Origin of the sequence: Candidatus Accumulibacter contiguus (assembly GCF_012940005.1) — a bacterium.
Classification (GTDB): Bacteria; Pseudomonadota; Gammaproteobacteria; order Burkholderiales; family Rhodocyclaceae; genus Accumulibacter; species Accumulibacter contiguus.
On record NZ_SPMX01000045.1, the window covers coordinates 1 to 12,531 of the forward strand.

General features: G+C 60.8%; 14 protein-coding genes, 1 pseudogene and 1 riboswitch. Of the genes and pseudogenes, 6 read left to right on the plus strand and 9 right to left on the minus strand.

Annotated features, from left to right (window positions below):
• A partial coding sequence (locus E4Q08_RS15445; RefSeq protein ID WP_169071038.1) for a hypothetical protein occupies nt 1-223 on the plus strand: 223 nt, incomplete at its 5' end.
• Nucleotides 224-317: 94 nt separating this feature from the next.
• Here E4Q08_RS15445 and E4Q08_RS15450 read toward each other — a convergent pair.
• A complete protein-coding gene (locus E4Q08_RS15450; RefSeq protein ID WP_169071039.1) occupies nt 318-986 on the minus strand; it encodes a COG3415 family protein in 669 nt (222 codons plus the stop codon).
• Nucleotides 987-1,398: 412 nt separating this feature from the next.
• Here E4Q08_RS15450 and E4Q08_RS15455 point away from each other — a divergent pair, with 412 nt between their 5' ends.
• A complete protein-coding gene (locus E4Q08_RS15455; RefSeq protein ID WP_169071040.1) occupies nt 1,399-1,776 on the plus strand; it encodes a nucleotide pyrophosphohydrolase in 378 nt (125 codons plus the stop codon).
• 39 nt (nt 1,777-1,815) lie between these two features.
• Here E4Q08_RS15455 and E4Q08_RS15460 read toward each other — a convergent pair whose 3' ends face one another.
• The 8 genes and pseudogenes from E4Q08_RS15460 to cysK form a co-directional block, all read right to left on the minus strand.
• On the minus strand, nt 1,816-2,298 hold the full coding sequence (locus E4Q08_RS15460; protein ID WP_169071041.1) for a L,D-transpeptidase: 483 nt from the start codon (nt 2,296-2,298) through the stop codon (nt 1,816-1,818).
• Between the two features lie 2 nt (nt 2,299-2,300).
• Nucleotides 2,301-2,756, minus strand: a complete 456-nt coding sequence (gene tadA, locus E4Q08_RS15465) for a tRNA adenosine(34) deaminase TadA (RefSeq protein ID WP_169071042.1) — start codon at nt 2,754-2,756, stop codon at nt 2,301-2,303.
• Nucleotides 2,757-2,966: 210 nt separating this feature from the next.
• Nucleotides 2,967-3,236, minus strand: a complete 270-nt coding sequence (locus E4Q08_RS15470) for a hypothetical protein (RefSeq protein ID WP_169071043.1) — start codon at nt 3,234-3,236, stop codon at nt 2,967-2,969.
• A 167-nt stretch (nt 3,237-3,403) separates the two neighbouring features.
• Nucleotides 3,404-3,490, minus strand: a riboswitch (cyclic di-GMP riboswitch).
• A 306-nt stretch (nt 3,491-3,796) separates the two neighbouring features.
• On the minus strand, nt 3,797-4,642 hold the full coding sequence (gene tauC, locus E4Q08_RS15475) for a taurine ABC transporter permease TauC (protein WP_169071060.1): 846 nt from the start codon (nt 4,640-4,642) through the stop codon (nt 3,797-3,799).
• Between the two features lie 11 nt (nt 4,643-4,653).
• A complete protein-coding gene (gene tauB / locus E4Q08_RS15480; RefSeq protein WP_169071044.1) occupies nt 4,654-5,442 on the minus strand; it encodes a taurine ABC transporter ATP-binding subunit in 789 nt (262 codons plus the stop codon).
• Between the two features lie 29 nt (nt 5,443-5,471).
• Entirely contained in the window at nt 5,472-6,470 is a 999-nt protein-coding gene (tauA, locus tag E4Q08_RS15485) for a taurine ABC transporter substrate-binding protein (protein WP_169071045.1), read from the minus strand.
• Between the two features lie 127 nt (nt 6,471-6,597).
• Nucleotides 6,598-7,913: pseudogene (gene aptA, locus E4Q08_RS15490) on the minus strand (omega-aminotransferase AptA).
• A 170-nt stretch (nt 7,914-8,083) separates the two neighbouring features.
• Nucleotides 8,084-9,061: a cysteine synthase A gene (gene cysK, locus E4Q08_RS15495; RefSeq protein ID WP_169071046.1), complete on the minus strand. Its 978-nt coding sequence runs from the start codon at nt 9,059-9,061 to the stop codon at nt 8,084-8,086.
• Nucleotides 9,062-9,462: 401 nt separating this feature from the next.
• On the opposite strand from cysK, the gene E4Q08_RS15500 reads away from it, so the two are divergent.
• From E4Q08_RS15500 to E4Q08_RS15515, 4 genes are all read left to right on the plus strand, one after another.
• Nucleotides 9,463-9,678 carry a TOBE domain-containing protein gene (locus E4Q08_RS15500; protein ID WP_169071047.1) on the plus strand — a complete coding sequence of 72 codons (216 nt, stop codon included), beginning with the start codon at nt 9,463-9,465 and terminating at the stop codon, nt 9,676-9,678.
• A gap of 56 nt (nt 9,679-9,734) precedes the next feature.
• Complete coding sequence (ssuC, locus tag E4Q08_RS15505; RefSeq protein WP_169071048.1) at nt 9,735-10,523, plus strand: aliphatic sulfonate ABC transporter permease SsuC; 789 nt, start codon at nt 9,735-9,737, stop codon at nt 10,521-10,523.
• Between the two features lie 14 nt (nt 10,524-10,537).
• Nucleotides 10,538-11,521, plus strand: a complete 984-nt coding sequence (locus E4Q08_RS15510; protein ID WP_248594946.1) for an ATP-binding cassette domain-containing protein — start codon at nt 10,538-10,540, stop codon at nt 11,519-11,521.
• Nucleotides 11,522-11,640: 119 nt separating this feature from the next.
• Entirely contained in the window at nt 11,641-12,474 is an 834-nt protein-coding gene (locus E4Q08_RS15515; protein WP_169071049.1) for an ABC transporter substrate-binding protein, read from the plus strand.
• Nucleotides 12,475-12,531 lie beyond the last annotated feature (57 nt).

Genomic DNA, 12,531 nt, shown 5'->3' on the forward strand with positions numbered 1-12,531 from the left:
ACCCTACCCCCAACCCTCCGGATTGAACCACGGCCTCGACTGCCTGATATCCGCCGAATGGACACCGGCCCAGGCTTTCGCCGTCGTCGAACTGCTCGACGACTTGCGGGACCGGATCTGCGCTCACTACCAGACCGCCCTCTTTGAACTGCTTCGTGACGAGCAATCCAGGGACAGCGACGCCAATCCCTACGACCCCTGGACCGAAGAGCCGCCGTTCTAACCGCTGCCAACCTTCCAATCCTCAAGGGGCCCTTACCGGCCCCTCCTTTGTCCACTCAATCAGTCCAGCATTCTCTGCCATTCTTCTGCGCCATTTATGCGCGCTTCCTTCCAGCCACTAACAGCGCAAACAGCACACCCCCACAGGGCACATCGACCACCGCTTGAAACTGCGGCAGCACCGCAGTCAGTCCGCCCATACTGGCAGCTACCCGGGCATCGATGTTCGACGCGCCCATCCCCATCGGGGCCTCACTGTCGAGCAGGCTGCGCTCACTCTTGTTAGTCAAGACGACCGCTGGCTTGGGCTTTGACGACGGTGCGTGCAGTCGCCCGGCACGCACCGCTTTCGATAGCGTGTCCGCTTTGATCTTCAAGCGGGCAGCCACCTGCGCAGTCGTCAGACCCTCGTCCAGAAAGTCTTGTGCCTGCTTCATGACGACGGCGGTCAGCACCGCTGGACCACGAGTTCCCCGTGGGGCATAAAACCCCTTGACCCCTTGCTCGTGGTAACGCTTCACCGCACGCTTGACACTGAGTACGGGTACGCCAAAGGCACGGGCAACGTCCACACCCCGGGCATTACCGCCAGCGATAAATTGTGCCGTAATCATTCGGAAGGTGGGGATGTCCTGCTCGTCATGGCTGAATACCGGCATCATCCCGTTGAAATAGGTGATCCGCTCGTCCTGCCTCACAAAAGCCAGCAGATTGTTGATGTGGATCGCCCCCGCAGGAAACATCGGCAACAGCATTTGCGGCATCGCTCTCTCCAGGTCAAGCGGAGCCGGTGCCCCGTCAGTCACCAACTATCTGCCAATTGCCGTATCTTTACAATATCCGACACACTCCTTCTCCAAAAACGCTCCATAGTACCGAAAACAAGAGTCAAGCCGTTGGACTGTAATGTGTTTTTTAAGGCTACCGCCCTAATGTCATGGCAATGAGATCAGGTGTTCTGAAGGTCATCAAGAATAGCAGGCAGTTTCGCGCCCCCTGTCGCGGTAGAATGGCAGCTTCGCGAAACCCGCAAGTGACCCGCATGCGCCACCCTACGGAGGACCTGTTTGCAGGCGAGAAAGCGTTTCCCAGATTACCGGGCGCTGCGCGCACGCGCGCAGGCAAATCACCTGCGCCTGCCGGAATAAGCAAGACCACGCTTCTTCACCTGAAGCCATGAGCCTTTCGACACTGACCGCGGCAGTGCTCGAATTTCGCGACCAACGCAACTGGGCGCAGTTTCACAGCCTGCGCAACCTGATCGTCTCGCTGAACCTCGAAGCCAGCGAGTTGCTCGAACTGACGCAGTGGAAGAACGACGCCGAGATGGCAGCGATGGCAGGCAGCGCCAGCGCGCAGGAAGCCCTGCGCGACGAATGTGCCGACGTCCTGATTTACCTGCTGTTGATTGCCGAAAATGCCGGCATCGACCTTGAACAGGCCGCCCGTGCAAAACTCGTCAAGAATGCGATCAAATATCCGGTCGCGAGCAGCTACGGATCGAACCGGAAATATTCGGATACCCGTCCGGCCCAGGACCAGACAGACACCTGACTTGCCGCACGACAGGTTTCATAACGGTCGGTGCAATGCTCAGTCCTCGCGGATATCGACCGGCGTGTACGGCGGCACCCACTCGAACAATTCAACAATATCGGCGTTGTGCATGCGAATGCAGCCGATCGATCCGGGGCGACCCATCGGCGTCGTGTCCGGGCTGCCGTGGATGTAGACATAACGGCGCATGGTATCGACCCGGCCCAGGCGGTTGCGACCGGGTTCGCAGCCAGATAACCAGAGGATGCGCGTGAGAATCCAGTCGCGCTGCGGGAATCGTTCGGCGAGTTCCTTGCCATAGATCTCGCCAGTCGGCCTGCGGGCGGCAAAAACCGTGTTGACCGCTTCGCCGGCACCAATCTTGGCGCGGATCAGGTGCCTGCCGCGCGGCGTGCAGAAGCTGCCCGAGACTTCGCCAGGGCCATTCGTTGCCGTGGACACAGGATAGCTGCGCAGCACCTGCCCGGAGTCGTCCGAGAGGGTCAGCGTCTGTTGTTTGATGGAGATCTCGATGTGCATGCTCACTCGCGGCTGCGCCGCGCCGCAAAAAACCCCGATAGCAACTGTCCGCACTCATCGGCCAGGATGCCGCCGACGACTAGCGTGTGATGGTTGAGGCGCGGCACCGCAAAGAGGTCGACGACGCTGCCATGCACGCCGGTTTTTGGATCCCGCGCGCCGTAGATCAAACGGGCAATGCGCGCCTGCAGCACCGCACCGCCACACATCGCGCAAGGTTCGAGAGTCACGAACAGTTCGCAGCCAGGCAGACGGTAGTTGCGCAGATTGCGCGCGGCATCGCGTAGGGCGGCAATTTCGGCGTGCGCCGTCGGATCATGTTCGCCGATCGGCGAATTGAAGCCCCGACCGACGATGACCCCATCGCGAACCACCAGCGCACCAACCGGCACCTCGCCGAGGCACTCGGCAGCCCGCGCCAGGGAAATCGCCTCACGCATGAAATAGTCGTCGTTCATCGATACTATTCTACCGCAGCGCAGAAGCAGGCTGCCGGGAACACTTCGACCCTGACCCTACTACCTCAGCTGAAGAAAGGGAAGCGGCGGCACCCGCAGCGACCCCGCAAAGCAGTGCCGCGACCCCTTCAGTCCTCTCAAATCTACTCAGCAAATCAATTCAATCAGAGAACATCCGTTTTGTCGTCCGCATGTTCTCCTGATTGGCAATCAGCTCTTGAGCCACTTGCGCAGCAGATGATCGAGGACCATGAAAAGGATCAGGCAAGCCACGAGCGAGATGCTGGCGTTGGTGAACCCGTTGAAAAACTGGGGCGAAGCGATGGGAGACGTCTCCCTGATCGAGTAGTGATACGACGAGTTCGCAGCCGACAGACTCCGTTCCGCCACCTGTCCATAGGCATCCTGGATACTGGCGGCCGCCAGTTTCATGGTCTCGGTTCCGGCGGGAGTTTCAATCGTCGCAATAAAGGTTCTCATGGTTTCCTCTGACTCTCAACGCATACAATGCATGACATCAGCAGCGGTTGTTGCGCCAACATTTTCTTGGCATCCATTGTTCAACAACACCGTTGCCGCACTCTCATACGAGAGTCATGTTTCAGCCGTGGAAAGGAAACCAAGTGCCCGCACGAACGTGCCTGGAGCGAGGTAACCCAGCCACCCACCTGGATTCCAGGTTAGGGTCTGCAGCTTTGCGTCCGGGGCTTTCACCCCGTTTGCCATTTGTCTCGTGGAATCATTATATGCCTGGAGCGCAGGCCTGCTGTGAGAATATTCACACCTGAGCCCATGTGATTACTTGCTCAACAACCTCATTCCCCGCCCCAGCCCATCGAGTGTCAGTGGGAACATGCGGCCACCCATCAGATGGTAGATGTAGTCATTGCCGTATTTGTGCAGCACGTCCTGGGTGGCGATGCTTCCCCGAGTTCATGGCCTTCTACTTCCCGCTGGCCCATGCCGAAATCGACCAGGAACTCACCCAAGTGGTACAGGATGCTGAACTCGGCAAGCGTTCCCAACGGCCATGGTCGCTTTCAGCTTATGCCCTGCTCCCGCCACGGGGCCAGGCGACGGGATAGGGCGCGCAGGGAGAGTTCGAGCGCAAAGGCAATGATGGCGATCACGGCAATTCCCAGGATGACCACGTCGGTCACCAGGAACTGTGCAGCCGACTGCACCATGAACCCCAGGCCGCTCGTCGCTGCGACCAGTTCCGCGGCAACGAGTGTCGACCAGCCGGTCCCCAGGCCGATGCGGATACCAGTCAGGATGTCGGGGACGGCGCTGGGCAACACCACGTAACGCAGCAACTGGACACGCGTCGCTCCCAGGGACTGTGCAGCGCGCAGGCGGTTTTGCGAGACCTGTCGAACACCACCCGCTGTGGCAATCGCGATTGGCGCATAGATCGCCAGGAAGATCAGCAAGACCTTGGACAACTCGCCAATCCCGAACCAGATGACGATCAGCGGCAGGTAGGCGAGCGGCGGCACCGGACGATAGAGCTCAATGAGGGGGTCAAGCACGCCCTGCGCGATTCGTGAGAGGCCAATCGCGATCCCCGTCGGTATGGCCAGGACGACGGCTGCGATGAGCGCGCAGACTACCCGACCCAGGCTTGCCGCCAGATGTTGCCAGAGTGTCGAGTCCATGAACCCCTTTGTGGTTACCAGCCAGAACTTTCCGAGCACAGCTTGAGGCGAGGGAAGGAACAGGGGTGCGATGAGTCCGGCCGTGGTCGTGGCCCACCACACGACAAGTAAGAAGATGATGGTTAGGGTACTGATGGTGTTGACGCTGAGCAAGAAGTTCCCGGCCGGGCGTGCCGGCGCCTGCTCGCTTGCGAACGCTGTCGATCGCGAATTGTCGCCGATGCTCATTTCGGTGGGTGTCATGTGGTGCTGACCTCGCGTTGGGCAAAGACCAGTGAGAGAACGTGCTCACGGGTTTCGATGAAGCGTGGATCCGACTTGATGCTGCGTGCGGATTCACCATTGGCATGACGGTGGCCGAAGTCCAGCTTCATCCGTTCGGCCACTCGACCGGGTCGTGGCGAGAGCAGGATCAGGTCGGTCGCCAGAAACACAGCTTCTTCCAGATCGTGGGTAATGAGAAAGATTTGTTTGCGAGTCTTTCGCCACAGACGCAGAAGTAGTTCCTGCATCTGTTCGCGAGTGAACGCATCGAGGGCCGCGAAGGGCTCGTCCAGCAGCAGAACGCGCGGGTCCGCAGCCAGCCCGCGCGCGAGCCCGACGCGCTGTCGCATACCGCCGGAGAGCTGCCAGATAGGATGCTGTTCGAACTCCTGGAGGTCAACGAGTTGCAGCGTCCTGCGCGCTGTCGCCTCACGTTCCGCCCCCGGAAGTCCGCGCAACTGCAATCCGAAAGCCACGTTGTCCAGAACGTTCAACCAGGGCAACAGCGCATCATCCTGAAACACCACCCCACGTTCCGCGGACGGCCCGGAAACCAGCCGATCGTCGAGCAGGATTCGCCCACTCGTCGGCTGCAGAAAGCCGGCAATCAGGTTGAGCAAGGTCGTCTTGCCGCAACCCGAGGGGCCGAGAGCGACTACCAGTTGTTCGGGGTCGATGACCAGTGAAACATCCTGCAGGGCCGCCACGCCCCGAGCAGCGCCCGGATAGTGAACGGTCACCTGGTCAATGACGAGTCTGGACATGGAAAGTGATCGCTCGGTCGCTCGGGCGGCTACCTGGCAGCAAGCGTGCTGGCCTTGCTGATGTAGGCGCTCGAAACGAATGGCGCATAGTCGCTCTGCAGGGTATCCACCTTGCCTTGCTCCTTGAGGAAGCCGGCGGTATCGGTCAGAGCCTTCACGGTCGGCTTGCCGAGTAACTCGCTCTGCTCCTTGGCCAACGGAAAGACGTTGCCCTCGAGCAGGCCGGCAATGTCTTCCTTCTTGGCACCGGTGATGCGAACGACCTTGTCGAGATTGTCGGCGTTCCCGAGCCAGGCCTTGGGATTGGCTCGATAAGCCGCGTACGCATCCAGTGTCACGCGCGCAAACTTCGTCACGAAGTCGGGATTCTTCTCGGCAAAATCGTTGCGCACGATCCAGCCGTCAAAGGTCGGCGCCCCCCACTTGCCGACATCCGCCGAAGTCGCCAGAACCTTGCCACTTTCCTTGGCCTTGCCGAGCGCGGGGTCCCATACGTAGGTGGCATCAATGTCACCGCGTTGCCAAGCGGCAGTGATTTCCGGCGGCCGTAGATTGATGATCTGAACCTTGGACGGGTCGATATTCCAATGCTTCAGTGCGGCCAGCAGACTGTAGTGTCCGGTCGACACAAAGGGCACCGCGATCTTCTTGCCGATCAGGTTTTCGGGCTTTGCAATCTTGCTGCCATTGCGCACGACGAGCGCCTCGGAACCGCCGAGCTGAGCAGCGACGAGAAAGGTGACGACCGGCAGTCCTTTGCTCGCGGCAGCAGCGATGGGGCTTGAGCCAACGTAACCGATCTGCACGTCACCCGAGGCGATTGCCGTGAGGACTTCGGCGCCGGCATCGAACTTGCGCCAGTTGATCCTGGCGCCTGTCGCCTTTTCATAAAGACCGTCAGCCTGGGCCACCTTGGCGGGATCGACGCCTGTCTGATAGGCGATGGTGACTTCGTCGGCAGCGATGGTGGTGCCCGAGAACGCCAGCAGTGCCAGGGCGGCGATCGTGAAGCGTCGATAGATGTGCATGTCGCATTACCTTCCGGTGGAGTGAGTGAGAAGGAGGCAATGTAGCAAAGGGGCATTCCCGTCCGGAACGAAGAAAGTCGGATATCTAAATCACGTCCTACGGAATATGCTCAGCAGAACGACGGCTTTACTTCTCTTCCGCCAGTGTTCGCCGCAGGATCGAGACGATCTTGTCGATATGTTGACGTTCGGCGACCAATGCCGGAGCAATGATCGCGGCGTCGCCGGTGGTCTTCACGTGTAGTCCGCGATCAAACAGGGCTTTCTGCAAGCGGTAGCCACGCACTCCCGGCTTCCCGTCCGGGGCAAGATCGATCCCGGCGATGAGCCCATAGGCGCGGATGTCGGTGACCACTGGCAACTCGCGCAAGGTGAAAAGCTGGTCGATGAAATAGCTCGACAATGCCTCGCCACGCGCAAACAATTCTTCGCGTCGATAGATCTCCAGGGTGGCGATGGCGGCCGCAGCAGCCACCGGGTGACCACCGGAAGTGTAGCCATGGAAGAACTCGATCTGGTCGGCTGGGACAGAGTCGATGATGGCCTCGTGGATTCCTCGGTCGACGGCGACCGCACCCATCGGGATGGCGCCATTGGTGATCGCCTTGGCAACGGTCAGGATGTCGGGCCGCACACCGAAGCTCTGGGCTGCAAAAGCCTTGCCGGTCCTGCCAAAGCCGCAGATCACTTCATCGAAGACCAGCAGGATGCCGTGCGCCGAAGTGATCTCGCGCAAGCGTTCCAGATAGCCTTGCGGTGGCAGCAGGACACCGGTCGAGCCGGCGATCGGTTCGACAAAGACGGCAGCAATGTTTTCGGCGCCGTGGGTGGCAATGATCCGGAGCAGATCGTCAGCGAGTTCCCCCCCGTGTTGGGGAAGTCCGCGGGTGAAACGGTTCTCCGCAAGCCAGGTGTGCCGCAGCAAGGGCACGTTGGGTAACTGACTGGCAAAGTGCCGACGGTTGTTTACGATGCCGGAAAGGCCCAGGCCACCGAAGTTGACGCCGTGATACGCACGCTCGCGCGAGACGAACAGGGTGCGTTGTGCTTCGCCACATACGCGGTGGTACAGGAGGACCATCTTGATCGCCGTATCGACGGCCTCCGAACCCGAGTTGACCAGAAACACCCTGTCCAGTCCGGCGGGGAGGATGCCGGCCAGCTTCTCCGCTACAAGGAAGGCAGGCGGGTTGCCGCGATAGAAGCTGGGAGCGAAGTCCAGTTCGTCGAGTTGTCTGCCGACTGCCTGGGTGATTTCCTCGCGGCCATGCCCAGCCGCCACCGCAAACAAGCCGGAAGATCCGTCGATAATCGGGCGCCGAGGGGGTCGTAGTAAAACATTCCCTTGGCGCGGGCCAGGATCTTCGGCTCACGCCGGAAGTCCCGGTTGGGCGTAAATGGTAGCCAGTTGAAGGAGAGATCGAGGTCAGGACCGTTACTCATGTGTTTTCCTTGTGACCTTGAAGCAGGAAGTCGGCGCCACGCTCGCCGATCATCACCGTCGGGATGTGAGTATTGCCGAGGAGCGCGGGGTGAACCGGGCGGTAGCTGGTCCTTACTGGTTCTTCTGCTTGCTGCACCGGGGTAGCCAATGGCGCCCCGATGCAGCCGCCTTACAGCGCCTGGCCGGTGGCGTCGAAGACGCCGTCGAACAACACCGAACTCAGGTAGCGTTCTCCGGAGTCGGGCAGCACGACGACGATCGTCTTGCCGGCATTTTCCGGTTTCCTGGCATGGCGCACCGCCGCCGCCACGGCCGCACCGCAGGAAATCCCCGACAGGATTCCTTCCTCCCTGGCGAGGCGGCGGGCGTACTCGACAGCCTCTTCGTTCGACACCTGTTCGACGACGTCAACCAGCGAGAGGTCGAGCACCTGTGGTACGAAGCCGGCGCCGATGCCCTGGATCTTGTGGGGACCCGGCTTGAGCGCTTCGCCGGCGAGCGTCTGCGTGAGTACCGGGCTGGCGGAAGGCTCGACCGCTACCGAGAGAATGGGTTTGCGGCGGGTATTCTTGATGTAACGCGAAACGCCGGTGATGGTGCCGCCAGTCCCAACCCCGGAGACGAAAATATCAATATTGCCGTCGGTGTCGTCCCAGATCTCGGGGCCGGTGGTGCTCTCGTGAATCGCCGGGTTAGCCGGGTTCTTGAATTGCTGCAACAGCACGTAGCGATCCGGGTCCGACTCCGCGATCTCCTCGGCCTTGGCGATGGCGCCACCCATGCCTTTGGCGCCTTCGGTCAGTATCAGCTTGGCGCCATAGGCCACGAGCAGCTTGCGCCGCTCCAGGCTCATGGTTTCCGGCATGGTCAGTGTCAGGGGGATCCCGCGTGCAGCGGCGACGAACGCCAGGGCAATGCCGGTGTTGCCGCTGGTCGGTTCGACGAGTTCCTTACCTGGGCCCAGCAGACCACGCTGCTCGGCATCCCAGATCATCGCAGCACCGATGCGACATTTGACCGAATAGGCGGGGTTGCGTCCCTCGATTTTGGCGAGGAGACTGGCCGGAGCGCCGTCGGCGATGCGGTTGAGTCTGATCAGCGGCGTGCGGCCTATGGAAAGGGAATTGTCTGCGTACCATCTGGACATGCGAATCTCCTGAACTGGGAACGGTGTAGGGGCAACTGGCTGCCGAGATCCATGGACTCACCACGGGGGAATTCAGCGCGTAGCCGTCGACCTTAGGCCACGGCGCAACATCCTGCAAAGACAAAGTTTTTCTATGCTTATGCGTTCGGCGCGGAGCCAGTGGGGCGGCATGGCCAGGACTTCTTTGCCAGTCGACGAACAGGCTGCCGAGGGGGTCGTACTGACCGCTCGCGCGGTAGCTCTGGTCGCCGCGGCAACTGGATTTGCTGATCTCTGCCACCAATCGTGCTCCATACAGAGCAGGGATCCGGAGGAATAAGCTATGCATTTCTTATTATTTGTCGCGCCCGTCCTGGCTGCCCACAATGCGACCCTTGGTCAGTTACCCAACGGAGAACGTCGTGCCCATCCAGTCAATCAACGCCAGAAATCAGTTCCGCGGACGCATCAAGGAAATCATCGACGGCCCCGTCGTTTCCGAAGTGGACGTCGAGACACCGCATGGCATCGTCACGTCCGTGATCACCACTCGCTCGGTCAAGGATCTGCAACTGCGGGTGGGCACCGAGGTCCTGGCTCTGGTCAAGGCAACCGAAGTTTCGATCGCCAAGCTTTGACACGAATGTCGGGTTTCTGCCGGTCAAGTTTCCGGTGATTCCCGCAGGAGAACCGCATGACATCACCAATCGACGCCCTCAGGAATGGCGCCAAGGGGCTGTTGCCGTGGCTGGTGCCCATCGCCATTCTGGTCGTCTGGGAACTTTCCGCGCTCTTCGGCTGGCTGTCGACTCGCATACTGCCGGAACCGCTGGCTGTACTGAAGGCAGGCTGGACGCTGGCCCTTTCCGGCGAACTCTGGACCCACATCAGGGTCAGCGCCGGTCGGGCTCTGGCGGGCTTTGCCATCGGCGGTGGGCTGGGGCTCGTCCTCGGCCTGCTGACCGGATCTTTCCGCAAGGTGGAAATCGCTCTCGACACGACCTTGCAGATGATTCGCAACATCCCGCCGCTGGCACTGATTCCGCTGGTCATCCTGTGGTTCGGTATCGACGAGGTGGCCAAGCTCTTCCTGATTTCCTTCGGCGTGTTTTTTGCGGTGTACATCAACACGTTTCACGGCATCCGTTCGGTCGATCCCGCGCTGATCGAAATGGGCCGCAGCTATGGTCTCTCCGGCTGGCCGCTGTATCGTGAAGTGATCCTGCCCGGTGCCCTGGCGTCGATCCTGGTCGGCGTTCGCTATGCACTGGGCTTCATGTGGGTCATTCTCATCGTCGCCGAGACCATTTCCGCACAGGCCGGCATCGGCTACATGACCATGAATGCCCGCGAGTTCCTGCAGACCGACGTCGTTCTGCTTGGCATCCTGCTCTACGCACTGCTCGGCAAGCTTGCCGATGTCGCTGCCCGCTTGCTGGAGCGCCGCTGGCTCAGATGGAACGGCGCCTACAGCGCAGCCTGATGGAGGGAACGAGCATGCAAATCGATAATCCCGAACTGGCGCAAGTCGGGGCTGTCCGGGATGGTAGCGGCGGCCTTGACGTAGAGATCCGCGGACTGGTCAAATATTTTGGCGAGAGACAGGTACTGCACGGCCTCGACCTGAGCATTCCGGCCGGCGAGTTCGTCGCCATCGTCGGCCGCAGCGGCTGTGGCAAGAGCACGCTGCTGCGCCAGTTGGCCGGACTCGACTCGCTTTCCGGTGGTGCCATCGGCTTCGACGGCAAGGCGCGCGAGACCTTTGGTGACCAGGTGCGGATCATGTACCAGGAAGCTCGCCTGCTGCCCTGGCGGACGGTGATTCAGAACGTCGCCCTGGGTCTGCCCGGCAGCCGTGCGCAAGTACGTGCCCAGGCCGAGGAAGCACTGGCGCAAGTGGGCCTGGCGGACCGCGCCGACGAATGGCCGAGCCGTCTCTCGGGCGGCCAGCGGCAGCGCGTCGCCCTGGCGCGGGCGCTCATTCATCGCCCTCGCCTACTGCTGCTCGATGAACCCCTGGGTGCCCTCGACGCCCTGACCCGTATCGAGATGCAGCGCCTCATCGAGCAGATCTGGCACCAGCACGCCTTCACGGCACTGCTGGTGACACACGACGTCGCCGAGGCCGTGGCGCTGGCTGATCGCATCCTGCTCATCGAGGAAGGGCGTATCACCTTCGACGAGCCCGTTGATCTGCCGCGGCCGCGGGAGCACGGCGAAGCACGCTTCGCGGCGCTGGAAAGCCGCGTCCTCAAGCGCCTGATGACCGTGGATGCGCTCAACCCCCGCAATCAGTTGCGCGGGCGAGTGACCGAGATCGTCATCGGCAAGGTGCTTTCGGAGGTGCTGGTCATGACGCCTGCGGGTGTGCTCAGTGCGGCGGTGCCCACCAGCACCCTGAGCGAATTTCCCCTGGAACTCGGTGCCGACGTGCTGGCTGTTTTCAAGTCCAATCAAGTGGTTCTCGCCACCAGCGATTGAGTGTTCTGTTTTTTTTGCAGATCGATATCAGGTCGGCGCTGATTTGTATCTGCCGATAACTTCGTTCTGTCCTTGTCCGATGCCCAGTACATTGAAAATCTGACTACTGGAGAACAATCATGAACCTGCGCAATCATCTGCTGGTTGGCCTGCTCGCACTTGTGACACTCGTTGGCGGCACTGCCTACGCCGACCAACTGGCCGACATAAAGAAGAAGGGCGAAATCGTCGTCGGCGTTCTCGGCACCGACGAACCAAACAGCTTTGTCGATCCGAAGACCCGCGAGATCGTCGGTTACGACGTTGATCTGGCCAAGGCGATCGCCAGGAAGCTGGGCATCAAGCTGACGCTCAAGCAACTCGCGGTCGCCGCTCGCATCCCCGAACTGGAACAGGGCCGCGTTGATCTGCTTGCCGCGTCGCTGACCCACAACAAAGAACGTGAAGCCAAGGTTGACTTCTCGCTGACCACCTTCGTCACTGGCCAGAAGGTCATCGTACGCAAGGACAGCAACGTTACGGCCGTGCCGCAACTGGCTGGAAAGAAGGTCCTGACGGTGAAAGGCGGGACGCAGGAGCCGAATTTGCGCAAGGCCGTGCCGACGGCGGAAGTGGTGACCTTCGAGACCACCGGCCAGGCCTTTGTCGCTCTGCAGCAGGGCAAGGGGGTCGGTTACGTCAACGATGAGGTGTCGATCCTGGCCGATTACGCCAAGCTTGGTCCCGCCCAGAAGGACTTCGTGATTCTTCCCGAGAATCTCAGCATCGAACCGTTGGCGCTCGGTATCAGGAAAGGCGAGCCCGCCTTGAAAAAGGTCGTCGACGACACTCTGCGCGAACTCGAGAAATCGGGCGAAGCCGAGAAGCTGTTCTTCAAGTGGTATGGGAATGATTCGAAGATCAAGTTCCAGGCACGCCCCTTCAAGATCGAGAGCGACAAGGTCGATAGCTGAGACGCTTGACCTCCCGGCCCCATCGCCCGTCTGCGGGCGATGGGGATGCCGTTCAAC